At 39.6% G+C, this 20300-nt stretch carries 20 protein-coding genes and 2 pseudogenes; 9 read left to right on the top strand and 13 right to left on the bottom strand.

Annotated elements, in window-relative coordinates:
• Positions 1-81 precede the first annotated feature (81 nt).
• The gene (locus tag CDG55_RS01515; RefSeq protein ID WP_087537265.1) at positions 82-1356 is read right to left on the bottom strand and encodes a hypothetical protein; all 1275 of its coding nucleotides are present in this window, start codon (positions 1354-1356) and stop codon (positions 82-84) included.
• 97 nt (positions 1357-1453) lie between these two features.
• Between CDG55_RS01515 and serB the strand changes: the two genes are divergently transcribed.
• The 3 genes from serB to CDG55_RS01530 all read left to right on the top strand — a co-directional run bounded on the left by serB (position 1454) and on the right by CDG55_RS01530 (position 4064).
• The gene (gene serB / locus CDG55_RS01520; RefSeq protein ID WP_005157023.1) at positions 1454-2674 is read left to right on the top strand and encodes a phosphoserine phosphatase SerB; all 1221 of its coding nucleotides are present in this window, start codon (positions 1454-1456) and stop codon (positions 2672-2674) included.
• Between the two features lie 426 nt (positions 2675-3100).
• On the top strand, positions 3101-3436 hold the full coding sequence (aciT, locus tag CDG55_RS01525) for a ciprofloxacin tolerance protein AciT (protein ID WP_005157022.1): 336 nt from the start codon (positions 3101-3103) through the stop codon (positions 3434-3436).
• A gap of 148 nt (positions 3437-3584) precedes the next feature.
• The gene (locus tag CDG55_RS01530; RefSeq protein WP_004659770.1) at positions 3585-4064 is read left to right on the top strand and encodes a hypothetical protein; all 480 of its coding nucleotides are present in this window, start codon (positions 3585-3587) and stop codon (positions 4062-4064) included.
• Positions 4065-4113: 49 nt separating this feature from the next.
• On the opposite strand, the gene dtd is transcribed toward CDG55_RS01530, so the two are convergent.
• On the bottom strand, positions 4114-4554 hold the full coding sequence (dtd, locus tag CDG55_RS01535) for a D-aminoacyl-tRNA deacylase (RefSeq protein WP_005157019.1): 441 nt from the start codon (positions 4552-4554) through the stop codon (positions 4114-4116).
• Positions 4555-4705: 151 nt separating this feature from the next.
• Here dtd and pncB point away from each other — a divergent pair, with 151 nt between their 5' ends.
• The 3 genes from pncB to asd all read left to right on the top strand — a co-directional run bounded on the left by pncB (position 4706) and on the right by asd (position 7709).
• On the top strand, positions 4706-5911 hold the full coding sequence (gene pncB / locus CDG55_RS01540) for a nicotinate phosphoribosyltransferase (RefSeq protein ID WP_005157017.1): 1206 nt from the start codon (positions 4706-4708) through the stop codon (positions 5909-5911).
• 101 nt (positions 5912-6012) lie between these two features.
• Positions 6013-6861: a sulfurtransferase gene (locus CDG55_RS01545; protein ID WP_005157008.1), complete on the top strand. Its 849-nt coding sequence runs from the start codon at positions 6013-6015 to the stop codon at positions 6859-6861.
• On the top strand, positions 6858-7709 hold the full coding sequence (asd, locus tag CDG55_RS01550) for an archaetidylserine decarboxylase (RefSeq protein ID WP_087537264.1): 852 nt from the start codon (positions 6858-6860) through the stop codon (positions 7707-7709). Before CDG55_RS01545 ends, asd begins: the two co-directional genes overlap by 4 nt.
• An 89-nt stretch (positions 7710-7798) precedes the next feature.
• On the opposite strand, the gene CDG55_RS01555 is transcribed toward asd, so the two are convergent.
• Both CDG55_RS01555 and CDG55_RS01560 read right to left on the bottom strand, forming a co-directional pair.
• The gene (locus CDG55_RS01555; protein WP_005157002.1) at positions 7799-8476 is read right to left on the bottom strand and encodes a hypothetical protein; all 678 of its coding nucleotides are present in this window, start codon (positions 8474-8476) and stop codon (positions 7799-7801) included.
• Positions 8477-8898: 422 nt separating this feature from the next.
• Positions 8899-9228, bottom strand: a pseudogene (locus CDG55_RS01560) (LysR substrate-binding domain-containing protein); the annotation flags it as partial.
• Here CDG55_RS01560 and CDG55_RS01565 point away from each other — a divergent pair.
• Positions 9217-9363 (top strand): annotated as a pseudogene (locus CDG55_RS01565) (chlorhexidine efflux transporter); the annotation flags it as partial. The pseudogenes CDG55_RS01560 and CDG55_RS01565 overlap by 12 nt on opposite strands.
• A gap of 137 nt (positions 9364-9500) precedes the next feature.
• Here CDG55_RS01565 and CDG55_RS01570 read toward each other — a convergent pair.
• The 4 genes from CDG55_RS01570 to CDG55_RS01585 form a co-directional block, all read right to left on the bottom strand.
• Positions 9501-9965 carry a DUF2147 domain-containing protein gene (locus CDG55_RS01570; RefSeq protein WP_005156997.1) on the bottom strand — a complete coding sequence of 155 codons (465 nt, stop codon included), beginning with the start codon at positions 9963-9965 and terminating at the stop codon, positions 9501-9503.
• Positions 9966-10087: 122 nt separating this feature from the next.
• Positions 10088-11446, bottom strand: a complete 1359-nt coding sequence (gene phoR, locus CDG55_RS01575; protein ID WP_004659791.1) for a phosphate regulon sensor histidine kinase PhoR — start codon at positions 11444-11446, stop codon at positions 10088-10090.
• A gap of 8 nt (positions 11447-11454) precedes the next feature.
• Positions 11455-12165 (bottom strand): phosphate regulon transcriptional regulator PhoB, encoded by a 711-nt coding sequence (phoB, locus tag CDG55_RS01580; protein WP_004659793.1) that lies wholly within the window; start codon positions 12163-12165, stop codon positions 11455-11457.
• Positions 12166-12415: 250 nt separating this feature from the next.
• A complete protein-coding gene (locus tag CDG55_RS01585) occupies positions 12416-13093 on the bottom strand; it encodes a TetR/AcrR family transcriptional regulator (protein WP_087537263.1) in 678 nt (225 codons plus the stop codon).
• 305 nt (positions 13094-13398) lie between these two features.
• Between CDG55_RS01585 and CDG55_RS01590 the strand changes: the two genes are divergently transcribed.
• Complete coding sequence (locus CDG55_RS01590; protein ID WP_087537262.1) at positions 13399-14226, top strand: SDR family NAD(P)-dependent oxidoreductase; 828 nt, start codon at positions 13399-13401, stop codon at positions 14224-14226.
• A gap of 63 nt (positions 14227-14289) precedes the next feature.
• Here CDG55_RS01590 and CDG55_RS01595 read toward each other — a convergent pair whose 3' ends face one another.
• Together CDG55_RS01595 and CDG55_RS01600 are read right to left on the bottom strand one after the other, a co-directional pair.
• Positions 14290-15657, bottom strand: coding sequence for an MATE family efflux transporter (locus tag CDG55_RS01595; RefSeq protein ID WP_087537261.1), 1368 nt, complete (start codon positions 15655-15657; stop codon positions 14290-14292).
• 105 nt (positions 15658-15762) lie between these two features.
• On the bottom strand, positions 15763-16917 hold the full coding sequence (locus tag CDG55_RS01600; RefSeq protein ID WP_087537260.1) for a methionine aminotransferase: 1155 nt from the start codon (positions 16915-16917) through the stop codon (positions 15763-15765).
• A 319-nt stretch (positions 16918-17236) separates the two neighbouring features.
• Between CDG55_RS01600 and CDG55_RS01605 the strand changes: the two genes are divergently transcribed.
• Complete coding sequence (locus CDG55_RS01605; protein ID WP_087537259.1) at positions 17237-17686, top strand: hypothetical protein; 450 nt, start codon at positions 17237-17239, stop codon at positions 17684-17686.
• A gap of 37 nt (positions 17687-17723) precedes the next feature.
• On the opposite strand, the gene CDG55_RS01610 is transcribed toward CDG55_RS01605, so the two are convergent.
• From CDG55_RS01610 to CDG55_RS01620, 3 genes are read right to left on the bottom strand one after another with little or no spacing between them, the layout of a single operon-like run.
• Positions 17724-19031, bottom strand: coding sequence for a DUF445 domain-containing protein (locus tag CDG55_RS01610; RefSeq protein WP_087537258.1), 1308 nt, complete (start codon positions 19029-19031; stop codon positions 17724-17726).
• A gap of 18 nt (positions 19032-19049) precedes the next feature.
• On the bottom strand, positions 19050-19607 hold the full coding sequence (locus CDG55_RS01615) for a CC0125/CC1285 family lipoprotein (RefSeq protein ID WP_087537257.1): 558 nt from the start codon (positions 19605-19607) through the stop codon (positions 19050-19052).
• A gap of 40 nt (positions 19608-19647) precedes the next feature.
• Entirely contained in the window at positions 19648-20187 is a 540-nt protein-coding gene (locus CDG55_RS01620; RefSeq protein WP_087537256.1) for a DUF924 family protein, read from the bottom strand.
• Positions 20188-20300 lie beyond the last annotated feature (113 nt).

The raw sequence follows: 20300 nt of genomic DNA on the forward strand, positions 1-20300 counted from the left end.
GCAACGGTTTATCCTAATGGGCATTTATAGCCCTGTAAGGGAGCGTTGCATTTTGAATTTGAACCGATACATTCGATCGAGCTAAGATTCAGTCGAAGCTTTTACTTTTTTACCCATCAAAATTTCAGTACGCAGATTTTGCGCCAAAGTGGCACACTGCTCATTCATGCCGTTAATCATAAAGGCATGACGGGTCATGATATTGCTTGGGTTTGGCATTGCCACCAGTTCATAACTATTTTGAATGGTTTTAAGCTGTTCGTGGCTCAGGTGCAAGGCAGCCTCTTTTGCATGCAGATGCTGGGTGAGGCGTTTTGATGCCTCAATCGCATCTAATTGCATCGCTTCTACAGCACTAGCAACAGCACCGCGTGTTTGTAGTGCAAAACGTTTATCTTCACGGTATCGCTTGTACAGCACCTCTGCCAATAACTGGAACACCGCACCTACCATCATCAAACATTCAAGCGCATGTGGCTTTTCCAGTGTGGTTGATAATGTGGCACCCTCGGCATTAAATTCCTGTACCACATGAATATGTGAGGCATCCATTTGATAATGTCTGCTACACAGATCAATACTTTTATCTAAAAATAACTGGCAAAGCTTGAAGTAGGGAACCGAGACTGACTGGTTTACACTGCTTAGCAACTGCTTTGGATCATAAAACTGGATATTCAGCGCCAGCGTTTCGTGGTCAAGCTGGGTTTGTTCGGCTGGCTTCTTCTCAATACGTGATTTTGGTTGAGCTTTTGCCTGTTGCTGTGCTTGTGCAACTAACGTGGCTGTATTTTGCTTCTCAAGTGCGAGAGCCTGAGTTAAACGTTGAATTTCATGTTTAAGATGATTTTCTTGGTTAATACGAGCTAAATATTCACTACGTGTTGGACGTGCAATGGCACGATACGCCAACCAGATCAACCCATGAATAAATAAAGATGCCAAAATCGCCAGCCACTGCGTGCGTAAGATTTCACCAATACTTGGTTGGATAAGCGTAATTTCAACCGTTCCAACTTTCTTTTCATTTTGTAGCGCATCTCGAACAAAGACTTCACCTTGACGGGTCTTTGCCATACCACTGGTTGCAAGGACTTGTTTATTGGCATCGAGGATACGAATGGATGCGACACTTGGGTTGGTTGCATAACGGTTGGCCACCAGTGCCAATGAGACCGTGTTGGCAGGTTCCAGTTCTGAAAGGCTATCTGCCACAAGCTGACTGGTCATCAGTTGTCCCTGACTGGTGCGGTTTTCATTGAGTTGATGTGTCGTTGCAATCACCAGTAAAAAGGTATGCAGTGCAAAACTTACGATCAGCAGGCTAGCAAATAGCCCTTGGCGTGGCGCATTCAAGTTAAACTTCCAAGATAAATAAGAGTCAAATAGATTCAGGTCAGGTTATGTTATGATTCTTACATACAATAGTTGTCGCTCAACCACGAGTCAATTCATGCGAGAAATCATTCTTATATCCTTTTTAGGACCAGATCAACCGAATCAGTTTACTCGATTAATGCAGGTGCTCTCCGTACATTCTTTGCAAATACTCGATGTGGGTCAGGCTGTTATCCATAATCAACTCACCCTTGGGATTGTTGTGGCATCGGATAATGAGACTGCAACCGCATTGGCAATGAAAGAGATCCTGATTTTAGCACATGATATTGGCTTAACTGTGCGATTTAAACCAATCTCTAACGCAGAATATGATCAATGGGTGAGTGAAGGTGGGCGTACACGTTATATCGTGACGGCACTTGCACCTGAGCTTACGGCTGCGCATTTGCAGGCAGTCACTAAAATTGTATCGAGTCAGGGCTTCAATATTGAAACAGTAACACGCTTATCTGGTCGTTTAGATCTCGATGGAGAAAGCCAATTTCCACGTCGTGCCTGTGTTCAGTTTGGTTTAAGTGGACAAATGTTGGATGCACAAGCGATGCGAGCTGCATGTTTGAGTTTGTCAGGTGAGCTGAATATTGATGTGGCGGTACAAGAAGATAATGCTTACCGTCGTAATCGTCGTTTGGTTTGTTTCGATATGGACTCAACCTTGATTGAACAAGAGGTGATTGATGAATTGGCGCTAGAAGCAGGTGTCGGTGAACAGGTCGCTGAAATTACTGAGCGTGCCATGCAAGGTGAACTCGATTTCCAACAAAGTTTTCGTGCACGTGTTGCATTATTAAAAGGCTTGGATGCTTCTGTATTACCTAAAATTGCAGAACGTTTAACCGTGACGGAAGGGGCGGAACGTTTAATCTCAACTCTGAAAGCATTGGGATATAAAACGGCAATCTTATCGGGTGGTTTCCAGTATTTTGCTGAATATTTACAAGCAAAGCTCGGTATTGATGAGGTACATGCCAATATTTTAGATGTACAAGACGGGTTGGTGACAGGTGAAGTCAAAGGTGCGATCGTGGATGGCGCACGTAAGGCTGAATTATTGCGTCAATTGGCAGACAAAATGGGAATCTCATTAGAGCAGGCGATGGCTGTTGGTGATGGTGCTAATGATCTACCAATGCTATCAATCGCAGGTTTAGGCGTGGCGTTCCGCGCTAAACCACTGGTGCGTCAAAATGCCAATCAGGCAATTTCAAGTGTCGGTCTGGATGGTGTCTTGTACTTGCTAGGAATGCATGACAAGGACCTGAACCGTGCTTAAAGACGGATTGTTCTAAAAATGCCCAAATTGTTTAAGCTTTATCCAATGCCGTTTTTCAAGCGGCATTTTTTATTTTAAATACGTCACAATTCCGTCATATTTATGTCTAAATGTATAGAAAAACAACGATAAAAAAATTCTGAAAAAAGTTTCTGAATGATTAAAAAGATCGATATTTTTTTGTAATGACACGCCGTAATTGATGCTATATAGCACTTTGAGACTTTTGTAATTTTAAAAAATGTAATGACAAAAGCATATTGCGACACCTTGTGTCGTATGGTTAATTTCAAGCTCTTTTTTTCTATAAAAAACCCTCCATAATGCATAAAGACGTTAATGCAACACCGAATATTGTTTAGAGATTACAGAACAAATATGAGGTTTGGACACGATCCAAACCACTTTTTAAAGACGGAGGTTTCTATGGAAGCAGCGAATTTCACCATGTGGGTTGGATTTGGCTTAATCGCTGTCGCAGTTATTGCTGTTTTCTTTTCTCCTTATCGTCGTTGGTTAGGCTTTATGCTAGCGGGTATGTTGAGTTGGGGATTATTAGAAGCGGTGCGCTTTGGTATGCAAACCATGTTCGAAATGTCGGTCGCCTATAGTTATTTGACAGCCTTAAGCCTTGCGATGGTAACGGTTACATTCATACTTTTACGTGAAGACAAACAAACACAAAAGCAATTGGCGAAACGTCAGTATATTGAACATACGCCAGTCTATAAGGATGACCAACAACAATGTTCTAGCCGATAATTTATAATAATTTGAACTACATCAAAGGCATGCTCAGCATGCCTTTTTTGTGCTAACTTTCTGCAACAAAGCTTTTACAGACCTATCGACAATTGTGCTAGGATACGGTTGTCTTAATTTTCATCATTATACTGTAGGCATAAATGTCATGAAGCTTTCTTCTTTACCTGTGATTCAGTTACCGATCGTTGATGTAAGCACTGATCCACTTGATCTATTAGTGGCAGGTTTGGCGTTACGTATGAAGCAATTGGCACGTACAAGCCCAAAGTTTATTGAATTGGTTCATGATCGTGAATTTCGTATTCAAATTGGTACAGATTTAGGTTTGGCACGCCAGATTATTGTGAACCGTGGCAAAATTGATACGGTTGCGGGTAGTCCTGAAAAAGCTGATTTTATTTTGCAATTTGCTTCAAGTGAGCAAGGCGTAAAAACTTTGGTGAAGGGTGATCCAACTGCATTCATGACAGGTATGCAAGATGGCAGCATTAAAATGGAAGGTGACTTCAGCTTGTTAGTTTGGTTTAACCAAGCAGCTAAATTGATTCCACCGAAAGTGCCAAAACCAGTAAAAGAAAAAATTCGCCAAGCACGTGCATTTATTAAAGAAAAAACAGGTAAATAAACCAACCTGAAAGAAAACTCCCTAAAAGGGAGTTTTTTTTATGTCTCATTTATTCAATTTCTAAATTAAAAGTCACAGGCCCATCATTAATTAAATGAACTTTCATATCAGCAGCAAAAATACCTGTTTGGACATGAGCAAATTGTTGACGTGCATACTCAACCAATTGCTCATACAAAGCTTTCGCTTCGGCTGGCGGCATGGCAGGTCCAAAGTCAGGGCGTAAGCCTTTTTGTGTTTGCGCCATCAAAGTAAATTGTGAAACCAATAAAAGTCCACCCTGAGCTTGGCTTAGATTCCACCCCATTTTGCCTTGTTCATCATCAAATATTCGATATTTTAAAATCTTATCAATGAGCTTTTGTCCTTGCTCTAAAGTATCGCTTTTACCTAGACCTAAGAATACGAGTAAGCCGTGCTGAATTTCGCCAGTGGTTTGACCCTCAACCACGACTTTCGCTTCTAAAACTCGTTGAATTAATGCGCGCATAAGATTAAAAAATAGGTGAAATAGAGTGAGGCAGTGTAACAGACACCGCATATAAAAATGAGTTGTGCAGCAAAAGTCTACTATTCAATCCCAGCCATTTGGTTGTATAAGAATAGCTATTATGCAAAAGAATCGGTTATAACCATCCGCTATGTCTGCCATTATTCGATCTTTACTCGACACTGACTTATATAAATTCACCATGCTACAAGTGGTGCTGCATCAATTTCCACAGACGCATAGCGTGTATTTATTTCGCTGTCGAAACTTAGAAGATACGGTTTATCCTTTGGTTGAGATTCTAGAAGATCTAAATCATCAGCTTGATTTACTCTGTGAATTGCGTTTTGCTGAAGATGAGTTGCAATATCTTCGTTCTTTACGTTTCATCAAAAGTGATTTTGTTGATTACCTTGAATTATTCCAGCTAAAAAGACGTTTTATCCAAGCCAGTATTGATGAATCAGGTCGGTTAGATATTCGGATTGAAGGGCCGATGGTTCAGGCCATGATGTTTGAGATTTTTGTATTGGCGATCGTCAATGAGTTGTATTTCCGCCGCATCCGTACCGATGAGGTCTGGGTTGAGGGTGAGCGCCGATTACAGCACAAGTTGGTCCAACTGCAACACTATGCCCAGCTACAGCAGGACAATGATCCGCCATTTTTGGTTTCAGATTTTGGTACTCGCCGCCGTTATAGTTTTGACTGGCAAAAGCATGTAGTGCAGGCGTTTCATGAGGCTGCACCGCAAGTGTTTCGTGGCACCAGCAACGTACTATTGGCGAAAGAGTTGGGTATTAGCCCGATTGGAACCATGGCACATGAGTTTTTACAAGCGTTTCAAGCTTTAGATGTCCGATTACGTAATTTTCAAAAAGCGGCTCTAGAAGCATGGGTGCAAGAATATCGTGGCGATTTAGGCATTGCTTTGACCGATGTGGTTGGAATGGATGCGTTCCTGCGTGATTTTGACCTGTATTTTGCCAAGCTGTTTGATGGCTTACGTCATGACAGTGGCGATCCCTATGAATGGGGGGATAAAGCGTATGCGCACTACCGCAAATTAAAGATTGATACCAAAACCAAAATGCTGACCTTTAGTGATGGTCTCAATTTAGAAAAAGCATGGCTATTGCATCAATATTTTAAAGATCGTTTTCAAGTCAGTTTTGGTATTGGGACGAATCTGACCAATGATATGGGGCAAAAACCTCTAAATATTGTATTGAAGTTAGTTGAGTGTAATGGTCAATCGGTGGCCAAAATTTCCGATAGTTCGGGCAAAACCATGACTGACAATGAAACTTTCCTTGCATATTTAAGACAGGTGTTTGAGATCGAAGAGGTCAGCTAATCTATAGCTGATTTTCTGCTAATTGAAAGCAAAAAATCAGACAAAGATAAAAAGTCGGCTATGTTAAAATTGATTCAATGCGGATAGAAAATAGCATAAAAATGACTGATGTAGATTTTAAACTGGGTTTACTGATTGAGCCTGAAGAACTTGTACCTTATTTAGGACATGAGCTGATTCGTGTCGTTGATTTAAGCCGAGCATCGGTTTATGAACAATTGCATATTCCCCATGCCATTCATTTACAGCCTAAATTCTTGGTTGCACAGCATGAACAAGCGAATGGTGTATTACCTGATTTAGCAGGTTTACAAGCTCTCGTCGAAAAATTAAATATTTCATCTCAACATCATATTGTCGTTTATGACGATGAAGGTGGTGCGTGGGCAGGGCGTTTAATCTGGAATTTACATTGTCTTGGTTTTAACCGCACCAGTTTGATTAATGGTGGTATTCATGGCTGGTTAGGTGCAGGTTTACCAACCACGTCTGAAGTTGAACCATATAAACCTGTTGCAGAGTTAGTTGCTATTGATGAGCAGGCAGTACAACAGCATCGTATTGAATATGATGAACTCCTCAATGAAGTCAATCATAAGAATATTCAACTTTGGGACTGCCGTACCATAGATGAATATACGGGTTTACGTCTTGCTGCGCGACGTGGTGGTCACATCCCAAATGCTTTGCATTTTGAATGGAGTACTGCCCTAAATCGTGAAAATCATCTAAAATTACACCCGCTTGAACGCACTCAACAACGTTTGGAACAATTAGGCTTTAATTTACAACAACCTGTGGTGGTGTATTGTCAGTCACATCACCGTTCGGGCTTGGCGTATATCTTGGCAAAATTACTCAATTGGCAAGTGAGAGCCTACGATGGTGCGTGGAGTGAATGGGGCAATCGCCTCGATAGTCCTATTATTTCAGGGGAGTCACCATCTTGAGTTTTTCAGCAGACCTAAAAAAACAACTTTTTATCAAAGCACAAAACTTAGTACCTCAACATCAACTGAGCCGTGTTATCGGCAAAGTGGCAGCCAGTGAAAATGTTTTGGTAAAAACTGCTGTGATTCAGGCATTCAAAGCGAAATACGGCATTGACATGAGCATTGCTGAGCAGACTAATCCGAATCAATATAAATCATTTAATGAGTTCTTCACCCGTGCATTGAAGGAAGGTGTACGCGGTGTGGACGAGCGTGCAGATAGTATTGTTTGTCCTGCAGATGGTGCAATTTCTCAGTTGGGTAAGATCGAGGCAGGTGATATTTTCCAAGCCAAAGGTCAAAGTTTTTCTGTAGAGAAATTGATTGGTGATCCGCAACTTGCAAAGCCATTTGTAGATGGTCAGTTTGCAACTGTTTATTTATCACCAAAAGATTATCACCGTGTACATATGCCATTGGCGGGCACGTTGACCGAAACTTTATATATTCCAGGTGAGTTATTTTCAGTAAACCAAACCACTGCTGAAAATGTACCAGGTTTGTTTGCACGTAATGAACGTATGGTGTGCTTGTTTGATACCGAGCTGGGTCGTATGGCAGTAGTTTTGGTCGGCGCAATGATTGTGGCAGGCATTGAAACTGTTGCAACGGGTAAAGTAAAACCAACAGGTCGTGTTGAATTACAACATCACCAAATGCAGTTAGATAAAGGGGCTGAGTTAGGTCGTTTCTACTTAGGTTCTACTGCTGTGGTTTTATTTGAAAAAGATAAAATGGTGTGGGAAGAGCAGTTTAAAGCCAATTCTACTGTAGTGATGGGTGAGCGTTTAGGTCACTCGGTTTAATTTAGAGTTGAGTTTAAAAAGCCCCTAGATAGGGGCTTTTTGTTTTACGTATTTCGCATAAGGCGTATTATGTTGGTTTTAGAAAATATTTAAAATAAAAACTTATAGAAAAATTCTTTTTCATCACTTATCTTTAAGTTTAATCGGTTATCCAAGAGAGCTTCTTTAACCAAGTCAATTATTATTAAGACCTCATCAAAAAATCGCTTTGAATTAATTTTAGAGCAGTAAATACTTAATTCATTTTCAAAAACACCATTCCAATCAGTTGATGGAAATTCAATGGTTGTTGCTAATGTCGGTTCAAGTCTAAGAATAGTATGATATTGTCCTGCATATTGCGCACGACTAGTCAAACTCCCATCATGGATTAGTCCATTCCTTAGAGCCAATAAATATTGGATAGTTTTTTCATCATATGTATGCAAATCTAGAATCTGTTTTATTCCATTTTTTAATGATTTATTTGGATCATTAACAATACTACCCAACTGATCTAAAATCATAAAACAACCAAGTAATGGTGTATAAGTTCTAGTTCGATTATTATTGTAAGAAGCTCTAATATTTTCTACTAAATCATGCAAGCTTGTACTAACTTTACGATTTTTAAGTTTAGTTACATTCCAGTTCACATTCAAATAAGTATAAACTAATTCATGAATTGATAACTCCTCTAATTTTTTATTAGAAAAATATTCATTAATTTGGTGAGGCATGGCATTTTTGAAGTCATTAAATGAGTTTACTCTATTGGTATTAGACATAATAGTTCGCCAAATTAAAAAAATATATTACTATTATTTATAAAAAATTACTGATTAATTTAACACAATTGGCACTATGTGAAATGCTTTGATCTTATTTTATTAAGATCGATATCCTATTCGTTTTTTAAATCTCAATAGCCTGTAGAGAGGTCGATTTGAAAAAAATTATATTCTCTCTAAGAAATTTTGATATGTTTTGCCGAGCTCTAATCGTATCTGTACGTTTTTTCTTACACCAATTCCAGTCAATGACCCATATTCGTACCGATCCAAATCACCTAATATCAACTCATCAGGAACAGGAAGTTCCAAAACATAAAACAAGAATGATAAGTTTGAGCATCAGGACGTGAGGTAGAACAGGAGTTATACCTAAAGTGCGAAATACGAAAAAGCCCGACAGGATGTCGGGCTTTTTTTTATTCGATTTGAATTTGTTTTGCCCAAAACTCAATAAGAAATTGCAGAGATTGGCTGAGCGGTTTGTAGCTTGGCCAAATCGCATGAATTGGCATATCTAACCGATTGGTCGTATCACTAAATGCTAAACGAACTAAACTTTGCTGGTTAAAATGCGCTTTCACAACAGAAAGGGGAAAATTTCCCCAGCCCAATCCTTGCTCGACCATCTGAATTGCCATCGACAAATTATCAGTCATCCAATAAGTTTCAGAAACCAGAATGCGTGGATCGGGTAAAGCATAATGTTTACTCGCCACAATAACTTGTCTAGGATCATGCAGATCAGTTTAATAAAAGCATTTTTGTTAGATTTAAGCCTGATGGTTCTGATACCTTGTTATACCTTTGTTTATAATTATCTTTTCGACCATATTTTTGATTTACCCAGTCATTTGGTAGAGTCGAAACCTGTATCTGTTTAAGTCATTCCTTCATTTGAAATGTATTTTTATCTATGTGTTATTGATCTCAAAATCAAAGAATTATTTGAAAAAAGAGCGTATTTATATACGCTCTTTTTGATGGATTTTTAATCTAATTTGAAGGAAAGATTTCAAATTTAGAGACGAATCCACGTCATATTTCTAAACGTATTATTATTCGGGTTTTTCGCATTTATTGTGAGCATTTTACCTGTTTTGCTTAAACGCGCATTCAAAGTATATTTATATCCATCATAAGGATTGATCCATACACCTTGTCCAAACTCTTCATTTAGATTCAGCATTTTAAGATTACTCAGTACTTCCATACCAATAATCGGCTGATTTTTTAAAGCACCAGTACAAGGGGTGCATAGTGTAGGAATCGCCTCTTTGCCTTGAGGGTACATTTTCACAATGACAGCACTGTATTGTTCAGTTTTAGAATTACGTCTGATCACAATATCAGATAGATAAGAACCACTCCGTTCATCTACCACTTTCCAAGTACCGATCAATGGATCAGTAGGCATGGCGATTGCTGAAAATGAACTACTTAAGCCTAGGAGAAAGGCGAAACTACGAAAGAAATGAGAATTCATAAAATATATTACGTCTAAAGAGAAATGTGTGAGCGGTGAAATTAATCAAAATATTATTATATTATTATTGTAATTAAATTGTAATATCAAATATTTAGGGAGCAATTTTAGCTCCCTCTATTTTAACCTATACGATACAAACGTTCTTTGGGAAAGACAGCGGTAAAGGTTGAGCCTTCGTTTTCTTTGGAGCTAATTTCTAAATGGGCGCCATGTTGCATTAACACATGTTTGACAATTGCTAAGCCTAAACCTGTCCCCCCTGTCTGACGGCTACGTGCGCTGTCAACACGATAGAAGCGCTCAGTTAAACGGGGTAGATGTTTTGGATTAATGCCAATCCCATTATCTTGTACGGTAAAGTAAGCGTGATCGCCATCTTCATGCCAGCCAATCGTAATAATGCCACCTTTCGGTGTGTATTTAATTGCATTGGTGATTAAATTACTAAACGCACTGGCAATTTCCATATCAGAGCCGATTAAATCACAATGACTGTCGATATCTAAATTTAAAGTATGACCATAATCGAGATTATAAGCACGCGCATCATCAAATAATTGATTCATCAAATTTGCCATGTCAATAATTTGATTTTTAGCAACTTTTTTATTGTTCTCTAAATTGGATAAAAGCAATAAATCATTCACCAATGCATTCATGCGTTTGGTTTGTGATTGCATTTGAGTGAAAGCGCGTTTCCAGCGAGGAGTAATGTCATCTTGATCGATAAATGTTTCGATATAACCACTCAATACGGTGAGCGGTGTACGTAATTCATGAGAAATGTTGTCCACGAAGTCTTTACGCATTTGTTCAAGATTATGTACGCGAGTAGTGTCATATGCCACCAATAAGCGGCTTTCACCACCAAAACGAGTTAACTTGACTTGCACATATCGGTCTTCGTCCATTTGAGCCTGTAAACGGATACCATCAGGTGCTTGATCGATATGATTAAAATATTCAATAAAGCTGGGTTGACGCAAAATAGCCAGTAAATTACGTCCGCGATCCAAAGGATTGATACCTAATAACTTTTCGGCAGCGGGGTTCCACCATTCAATCTGATGTTGGTCATCAATCAAAACGACAGCTTCCGCCAATGCAACCAGAGATGATTGAGCACGATCAATCAAACCTACCATTTCGGCTTGAACGATACGTTCTTGTCGCTGCGCTCGATAGACATTAAATAATAATGCACCCCAAATACCGCTTAGATTTGGGGGAACATCATAGGGACGATTTGAGATCCACTCATTGACTAAATACAGTGAGCGCAGTTGGAGTATAAAAAAAACGACAAACGCGACAAAAATACAGCTCCAAAAGTATCCAACCCCGAATCCAATTAAGCTCGCAATCAATAAGAAAAAAAGTAGCAGTCTTAGATCTTGTTTTGCAAACGTCCATAAATTGCTGTGACGGAAACGTTGATGTTCACGTGCCAGTTCAGGGACGGGATAAGGTTCATACATAAAGGATTTTAACCTGCTGCTAAATCAGCTCGTGTAGAAAAACGATAGCCTGTGCCACGTACTGTTTGTACAAAACGATCTACGCCAAAAGGTTCTAAGACTTTGCGTAAACGTCGGATATGCACGTCAATGGTACGATCTTCGATATAGACATTACCGCCCCAAACTTGATCCAGTAATTGTGCACGTGTATACGCACGTTCAGGGTGCGTCATAAAGAAAGCCAATAAACGATATTCGGTTGGACCCATATCGAGAATACTGTTACCAAAGCTCACACGCTGACTGACTGGATCAAGCATTAAGCCATTAGCATCAATGACTTTTTCGCCACTGAGTGCATTTGCACGACGCAATACAGCTTTGATACGAGAAACCAATTCACGTGTAGAGAATGGTTTGGTCATGTAATCATCTGCACCCGCATCTAGCCCTTGCACTTTATGGTCTTCTTCACCACGTGCTGTCAGCATGATGACAGGAATTTCAGCTAAGTTTTCATCACGTTTGAGACGACGGCATAGATCTACACCACTGACACCACCCGGTAGCATCCAATCCAGCAAAATAAGAGCAGGACGCTGATCGACGATAATCTGATGCGCTTGTTTTGCATCCTCAGCTTGTAAACATTGGAAGCCTGCCATATCCAAAGAGGTATGGATCATTTCGCGGATCGGTAGCTCATCATCGACAATTAAAATATAGTCATCTTTCACTGCGCAATACCCTTAAAATCTGTAACGGTGAACCGTTTTGTTGTTATGACAGGCTTATTACAAAGATTAATTATGACAATATCATTGCAAAAGAGTTAATAAAGTCGAATTTAGCAATAAATTGTGACAATTCTAAGGCAGAGTAGTGACCAAATAATGACAAGTTGTTTGCAAATAAAATAAATGAATTCATTTTTTTAATACCATCGAAACCTTTTTATTTTGTTCGTCACAAAACTGTAAAACGATTTTAATTTTTTTGTGAGGTGGTTTCAATAAATGATAAAAACACAGCACAACAAGCAGATAACACATCTTCTAAAGGCTGTTTAAAACCTTCGGAAACCCAACGAATAATAATATGCGTCACATATCCATTTAAACCTGTTGCCATTAATGAAACTTCTTCACCACTTTGGGGTGCATTTGGCATGGTAATCATCATGAATGCTTGAATAATACGATCAAATTGGGTCAAGGTTTCCTGAATCGTGGCTTGATTATGCAGGTCTTGAACCAACATGGCATCGATATAAATAATTCGTGCCATACGAGGGTCATCTTTAATTGTACTTAATAATGCGGATAAACCTGCCGTGACCATATTCTTAGGTTCAGGTGCAGCCATGAGCACAGCTTGGGTTAAACAATTTTGCATTTTGCCAATCATTTTTAAGAATACCGTTTGGAAAAGCTCCTCACTTTTCTTAAATGATTCATAAAAATAACGCTCAGTCAGCTTGGCTTCATTACAGACATCTTTGACAGTGACCGAAAAAAAACCCTGTGTACCATAGGTCGCAATGCCTGCTTCAATCAATTTTTCGCGGCGAGCTTCTTTGCGTTCAGTTAAAGAGAGACCTTTAAACTGACGCTCTTTCGCTTCGATATTATTTTTCTTGCGTGTCGCTAGATCTTCTGTTGCCATGGAAAAACCGTTCCCTAAAAAGTCTTTAAATCGTATGTCTAAGATTTATTTGCATTTTAAACAAGTCTTGCGAATTTATAATAACTAAATTTCGTAAAACTTATTTCATCGTGTCTAAACATCTTACGTCATGAAATGTAAATAGACCTAATATGACAAGCAATATGTTGGTTATTGCCATTTGTCTTAAAGCTGTAGTGTACTATATTGACAACACGTATTGTCAAAATTATATTGGTTATAGCTTAAACTGCACATGATCAAGACAAATGTGTGCATATCATTCGAAATACAAAGGATAGGCAATGAAAAATTTTAAAAATAAAGTCGCAGCGATCACAGGTGCAGGTTCTGGGATTGGACAGCAATTGGCAATTTTATTGGCTAAACAAGGTTGCCATTTGTCATTGAGTGATATCAATGAGAAAGGATTAGCGCAAACTGTTGAGTTGGTAAAACAAAATCCAATCAAAGTAACGACCAAAGTTCTTGATGTTTCAAACCGTGCAGCGGTGAAGCAATGGGCGCAAGAAACTGTTCAAGATCATGGCTCAGTGAATATGATTTTTAATAACGCAGGTGTGGCACTTGGCTCAACTGTTGAAGGCGCAAGTTATGAAGATTTGGAATGGATTGTAGGCATTAACTTTTGGGGCGTGGTTTACGGCACCAAAGAATTTTTACCATTCATTAAGCAAACCAAAGATGGTCATATCATCAATATCTCAAGTATTTTTGGTTTAACTTCGCAACCAACACAATCCGCATACAATGCAACAAAATTTGCGGTACGTGGTTTTACTGAATCATTACGTCAAGAACTTGATATTGAAAAGAGTGGCGTAAGTTCTCTTTGTGTACACCCAGGTGGTATCCGTACCAATATCGCAAAAGCGGCGAAAATGAATGACAGTTTAAAGAGCTTGGGTATGGACCCGAACAAGTCAATCAAGCAGTTTGATAAATTCTTACGTACACCGCCAGAAGAAGCTGCACGTCAGATTTTAAATGCAGTATTGAAAGATAAACGCCGTCTGCTGATCGGTACAGATGCGCGTATTGTGGATTCTTTCCAGCGTTTATTCCCAACGGGTTATCAACGTCTTGCAGCGATTGCAACGAAAATGATGTAAGTTGCAAGCATAAAAAAGCCATTCTTAGAGAATGGCTTTTTTATTTGAGGATCAAAGAAATTTTTAAATAAGGACTTTGATCTTGGTTTTCTTCCAAACGAACTGATAATAAGAGGCTTGTAATATGCATAAGCAGACAAAAGAAAGTGCATAAGCAGTCCAAATGCCCGTTAAGCCCCATAACGAACTAAACCAATAGGCACAAGGGACTTCAATTAGAATAATAGTGAGAATATTAATCATCATGGGAACATTGACGGTTCCACTAGCCCGCATGATTGAAGCAAAAATAGCACTCGCACCGAAGAATAAAATTGACCATAACACAATAAATAAGAGCTGCTGCCCAAGTTCAATGACGCTGTGATCGGTAATAAATAGAGCCATTAAATATTTGGAAAATAAGTAAGCCAAAGTGATCAAACTACCAGTAAATATGACATTCATTCCCAAAGCGGTTCGTGTGACTTTGGCTAATAGTTCGGGTTTGCCTGCACCAATCGCTTGAGCGGCAAAAATAGAAGCCGCAATTGAAATAGAGAGGGCTGGAAATTGAATATAGTTGAGTACTTGGTTCACTGCACCATATGCTGCGGTCGCGTGTGCACCATAATGATTAACCAAACCAATAATGACTAAGCCTGCCAATGAAGTTGTCACCATTTGGATGCCTGTTGGGATACCAAGCTTTAAGATTAGTTTGCTTAGGTTGCTATCGTGACGAATACTTTTCAATAGACGGGCATCTATTTTCAGTGGATGGTTCTTATAATTGAGATAGAAGCTCAGAAAAATAAGGACTGCGGCATATCCCATGATTGTTGCAACAGCAGGCGCGACAATGCCCAGAGCAGGGAATCCAAAATAGCCTTTGAGCAAAACAGGTGTTACCGCCAAACCAATCAGACTGGTTAGGCTCAATGCAATTAGAGGGGTAACACTATCACCGACACCGCGTAAAATCGAAGTATAAATAATATAGACAAACAATAATGGACTACCCACCAGCATCCATCGAACATAGGGCAGAGAGAGGTGCATGACTTTAGGATCTGTACCTAATAATTGCAAAATCTGCTCGGCAAAGCTCCAACCTAAAACCGCAATCACACTACCGCCAATCAGGGTCATGAACAGGGTGGAACCAATCACACAGCGCACTTTCTCAAGATTCTGGGCACCCCATGCCTGTCCAATCAGTACAGTCGTTCCCGCGGAGATCCCGATCACAAATGCCAATAAAAAGAAAAGAATTGGGAAGAATACAGACACTGCAGCAATCGCATCTACTCCCATCATTTGACCGACAAAGATGGTATTAATCGTTCCTGATAAGTTCTGTAAAATGTTGGTGGCAATCAAGGGAACCAGAAAAACAAAAAATGTTTTCCAGAGATTGGGTTGCATGACCAAAGGTTGGCGGGGTGTCATTCTATTTCCTTCACGCTTCGCCCAGAAACGTTTCTATTTTTTCTTTTTCCACCATACCATCATCGGTCATATTGACGTCATGATTGTTCGGTTTATTTTTGTTGATCAACACTCTGCAAGGATTGCTCCTGCACGTTGTAAAGTCTGATCAGTTTTGGCAAAGCAGAATCGAATCAGGCGTAGTGACTCGGGCGCTTGTTGATAAAAAACGGAAATAGGAATCGCGACAATTTTGTGTTGCTCTGCGAGGAATTGGCACATTTCCACATCATTCAAGTCAGGGCGAATCGCACTGTAATCGAGATTTTGGAAATAAGTGCCTTGTGATGCAATAAATTGGAAACGTGAGTTTTGAATCTGGGTATTAAAAAGATCCCGTTTTGTCTGATAAAAGTTCGGGAGTTCCTGAACATGCTCAGGATGTTGCTGCATATAGTTCGCTAATGCTATTTGGCAAGGTGTGGTTCCGCAAAAATTGGCAAATTGATATATTTGACGAAACAAACGCATTAAATGTGGTGCTGCAACGCAATAACCCGTTTTCCAACCTGTGACATGATAACTTTTTCCAAAAGAACCGATTACATAACTGCGTTCACGTAATTCGGGGAATTGCAGTGCACTAAAATGTTTTTGTCCATCAAAAATGAGATGTTCATAGACCTCATCAGAGAGCACAACGATATTTTTATCTTGAATGAGTTCAATCAGTTGATGCCAGTCTTGTTCTGACCAAATCGCACCAGTCGGATTATGCGGTGTATTGACGATAATCATGCGAGTTTTTGCATTGATACAATCTTTAACTTTTTGCCAATTCACCTGAAATGTTGGTGCTTCTAAATGGATATGAACGGATTTCCCCCCTGCCAGTTGTACTGCAGGGGCATAGCTGTCATAGCTCGGGTCAAAAATAATAACTTCATCATCTGCATGGATACAGGCTTGAATGGCACAAAAAATCGCAATGGTTGCGCCAGGGGTAATAGTAATTTCGGTGACAGGATCGAGTTGCAGTTGATCTCGCTGTAAAAACTGTTTGGCCAGTTGTTCTCTGAGGACTAAAACACCATCTCCCGCAGGGTATTGGTTATAACCTGAAAGCGTGGCTTGGCTCAGCGCTTCAAGCAATGCAGGTGGAGCAGGGAAATCGGGGAAGCCTTGAGACAGATTCAGTGCATTCAGTCGTTGTGCGAGTTCAGTCATCACGCTAAAAATAGTCACGCCTTGGCTTGGAAGTTTTGACTGAAGCTGCAACATTGTTTTTAACCTGATTGACGTTTTGTTTTGCCGTGATTGTATAGTGAAAAGTGATGCCTGACCAAGTTATTGTGATTAAGGTAAAGGTTGAATTTTACCGTTAATCGACTGAAAAAGGTGTCTTATGTCAGGAAAAATCAGGTAATTGTGTCTGAATAAAAACAATAGTGACGGAATTGGTCATTTTTTATTGAAAATTGTCTAAAAAATTTGTTATTTTTCATTGTGATACGCTATTTTAGTTGCTGCTGTAAAGCGCTATAATTTCTATCGAGGGGTTCAATTAAATACCAATTATCGTGAAATGGGACATAGAGTAATGGACAGTTTCGATCTAAAAATACGCTACCCACATCATATTGATTTAAAAGATGTAGAGCAGCTTGAGGCACTGAATACCATTGGGGTATTAACTCTTTTTGATAAAATGGGCTGGAAAAAACAATTAAGCCGTTGGCTGCAGCTTGATGGTGCTAGCCCAACGTTTACCATTACCGATGAAAAGACAGAACAGACGATCGAAATCGTATTGAATACCTATGGGTCATCTCAGGAACTTAACTTTATTGTCAAGACAGACATTCCTGTAGTTGTTGCTAAAAAACAAATGTTTGGATTGGTTACACGACAGGCGAAAGAAAAAGTTCATTTTAAACAACTTTCATTGGTACAAGTGAAAGCCTATCTAACTGCATTTTTAAAACAAGATACAGATACTTTGATTCGTTATTATCAAGAAAGTAAACAGCAACTGGCGCAATCTGCATAACGATGAGGAGCAAATTCCCCCATCGTTCTGTTGCTATTTATAAAACATTTTCAACAATGGCACGAATGATACCGAGTGCTAAACCAATAAAAGCACCGACAATCACACCGTTGACGCGGATCATGTGTAAATCACCACCCACCTCACTCTCGATTTTGGCGATCATTTCGCGTGAATCCCACTCGTGGATACGTTCGCTGATATAACGGATGATCTTGTCGCTGTATTGCTCACTGAAATTCGTCGCTAAGCCGACCATTTTCTCATTCAGAACCTGACGGACTTTTTCATTCTGAATCAGACTTTCACCCAATTGTTGAAGAGCTGCTCGTAAATTGGTGGCAATGCCTGAATGTTCCTGCATTAAATCTGTTTTAATCGCATCACATAAAATTGCCACAGCACCACTAATAAAGTTCAGCACCTGCGGACTGTCCAGCACATCATCCTTGCTCTGATTTAAGCGCTTGCTGGCTTCACTGTTGCTGTCCGCAAGCTGTAACATTAGATTATGCGTGGTGGTTTCAATGTCCTGCCGCCACGGATGTTCAGGGTTGGCCAGCATGGATTCAACTTTTTCAATCAGTGAGTCAATTGTCCGTTGTTGCACATCAATCCCAATCCAGCTTGCGCCTTTGGCTAGTTTCCAAACACCTAATTCTTGGAACAGTTTACGTGATAGATCTCGTGCCTTTTCAGGATGAGAGACCATCCACTCATGCGCTAAATCAAGACCGCGTTGTAATACGTCTTGATGGAAGTCATTTTCCAAAACAGCACGTAACATTTCACTGGCGAGATTATTGATTTTGGTACTGCGTACCCATTGTACACTATTGTTTTGCACAAAGTAGGCAATTTGATCTTGGCTCACAAATTCAAAAATTTTCGGTACAGTATGTTGAATCATCTGTACGACTTGTTGGTTATTTTGAGGGTTGGCTAGCCATTGACCGACGGCCAAACTGAGGTCAGCATTTTTTAAACTGCGTTCAACGATTTGAGGAGATAAAAAGTTTTCTTGTACAAAGCGGCCCATTGATTCTGCAATACGCGCTTTATTCCGTGGAATGATTTCGGTATGGTCACGCAATAGTTTGGGTAAAGGCATTTTTCCAAAAGGATTGCGGAAAAGTACAGTGACAGCGTACCAATCAGCCAGCCCACCAACTACACCTGCTTCCGCACCTAACATAAAAATATGAATGACCCATTTATATTCAGGTAAAAAATGCGCCGCGACCATTAAGCCAATCCATGCTACAACCGCAATGATCAATGCCATAGTGGCGAAGTACTTACTTCTTTGCAGGCTCGGTACGTGGATTTCTTCGACTGAATTCATTGAGTCATCCTTATCAATTTACTTTTTGTTTTGAGGTAGTACAGGGGGCTGCAACACGTCTCCTGTTGGACTCAATCCGTATTTTTGCCCTAATGATTGCAAAATGAGTTGCGCATCAAAAGCATCAGGTGATTGCTGCTGAGTCTGAAAACACTCGATAGTATACGACACTTGGATTGGATCAAGATTGACCACTTGAGGCATATCATAGAATGGGTCAGGCCAAAAGGCAGGATGTCGGCGATAATAACCATATGGGTAATAAGAGGGTGTCGGATAAATCACAGCTTGGCGTTGCGTTTTATGTCGTGCGTTACTCGGATCATCAACAACAGTAAAATAACGGAAACCGTTTTTGACTGTAGTTTGTGCGGCTTTGAGTAAAGTAATTTCCTCTGCCGTACCATAACTCAAATTATTATCTGCTTGGAAACCAATACGGTAAGTTTTGTTATTCAATGGATAAGCGGTGAATTGACCCAGTTGATCGAAGGTTTTGGGTTTTGATGGAACAGTTACACATCCTGCCAGTGTTAATGTAACAAGGAGAGGGGCACATATGAATAAAGATTTCATTTTGCAATTCCTATGTTCAATGTCTCAGGAGACGAAAGACTTAAAAGCTGCTATTTGGTTGTGTTAAAAAGGTCAGTTCTTCAGGTGTCGAGCTTCGACCTAAGATGGCATTACGATGTGGATAACGCCCAAAACGGTCAATAATCACTTTATGCTTTTTTTCAAAGCTCAAATTAATTTCGTTCCCTAAACGTTGGAACAGTTTTAAAGCAAACTCGTGCATTAATTTAGATTCACTATGCATAAATGGCATATATAAAAATGAGCGTTGTTCGGGATTCAGTTGAGCATCGAGTTGTAAACTAATTGCTTCTTGAGCAAGCATCAATGCCATGTTGTCATAGGCAAAAGCTTGCGCTTGATCACGATATAAGTTGCGAGAAAATTGATCCAACACAATGATTTCGGCTAAACGACCTTCTGGTGTGTGTCGCCAAGACCAAAGCTCTGCTTGGATTGCTTGATGGTGAATTATTTGAAATTGGTCGCGAATTTTTGCATCAAATTCATCACTTTTGGCAAACCAAAGTGAACGGTGTTCAGGATTAAACCAAAAATTAAGAATATCCTCTGCTTGCATAGTTCAGTGCTCATGGGAAGATTTATTTTTAATAAAATCACAATTTCAGCATGTCTTATATAACAAGATTGTGATAAAAATTGCCAAACTAAATCAGATGACTAGATCACAAT

Origin of the sequence: Acinetobacter sp. WCHA45 (assembly GCF_002165255.2) — a bacterium.
Lineage (GTDB): Bacteria > Pseudomonadota > Gammaproteobacteria > Pseudomonadales > Moraxellaceae > Acinetobacter.

Coding starts and splice junctions, on each gene's coding strand:
- pncB (WP_005157017.1), top strand. CDS start 4,706: ATGTCTGCCATTATTCGATCTTTACTCGACACTGACTTATATAAATTC.
- CDG55_RS01595 (WP_087537261.1), bottom strand. CDS start 15,657: ATGACACCCCGCCAACCTTTGGTCATGCAACCCAATCTCTGGAAAACA.
- CDG55_RS01605 (WP_087537259.1), top strand. CDS start 17,237: ATGGACAGTTTCGATCTAAAAATACGCTACCCACATCATATTGATTTA.
- dtd (WP_005157019.1), bottom strand. CDS start 4,554: ATGCGCGCATTAATTCAACGAGTTTTAGAAGCGAAAGTCGTGGTTGAG.
- CDG55_RS01570 (WP_005156997.1), bottom strand. CDS start 9,965: ATGAATTCTCATTTCTTTCGTAGTTTCGCCTTTCTCCTAGGCTTAAGT.
- CDG55_RS01610 (WP_087537258.1), bottom strand. CDS start 19,031: ATGAATTCAGTCGAAGAAATCCACGTACCGAGCCTGCAAAGAAGTAAG.
- CDG55_RS01600 (WP_087537260.1), bottom strand. CDS start 16,917: ATGTTGCAGCTTCAGTCAAAACTTCCAAGCCAAGGCGTGACTATTTTT.
- CDG55_RS01590 (WP_087537262.1), top strand. CDS start 13,399: ATGAAAAATTTTAAAAATAAAGTCGCAGCGATCACAGGTGCAGGTTCT.
- CDG55_RS01620 (WP_087537256.1), bottom strand. CDS start 20,187: ATGCAAGCAGAGGATATTCTTAATTTTTGGTTTAATCCTGAACACCGT.
- phoR (WP_004659791.1), bottom strand. CDS start 11,446: ATGTATGAACCTTATCCCGTCCCTGAACTGGCACGTGAACATCAACGT.
- CDG55_RS01530 (WP_004659770.1), top strand. CDS start 3,585: ATGAAGCTTTCTTCTTTACCTGTGATTCAGTTACCGATCGTTGATGTA.
- CDG55_RS01585 (WP_087537263.1), bottom strand. CDS start 13,093: ATGGCAACAGAAGATCTAGCGACACGCAAGAAAAATAATATCGAAGCG.
- aciT (WP_005157022.1), top strand. CDS start 3,101: ATGGAAGCAGCGAATTTCACCATGTGGGTTGGATTTGGCTTAATCGCT.
- serB (WP_005157023.1), top strand. CDS start 1,454: ATGCGAGAAATCATTCTTATATCCTTTTTAGGACCAGATCAACCGAAT.
- CDG55_RS01615 (WP_087537257.1), bottom strand. CDS start 19,607: ATGAAATCTTTATTCATATGTGCCCCTCTCCTTGTTACATTAACACTG.
- CDG55_RS01545 (WP_005157008.1), top strand. CDS start 6,013: ATGACTGATGTAGATTTTAAACTGGGTTTACTGATTGAGCCTGAAGAA.
- CDG55_RS01555 (WP_005157002.1), bottom strand. CDS start 8,476: ATGTCTAATACCAATAGAGTAAACTCATTTAATGACTTCAAAAATGCC.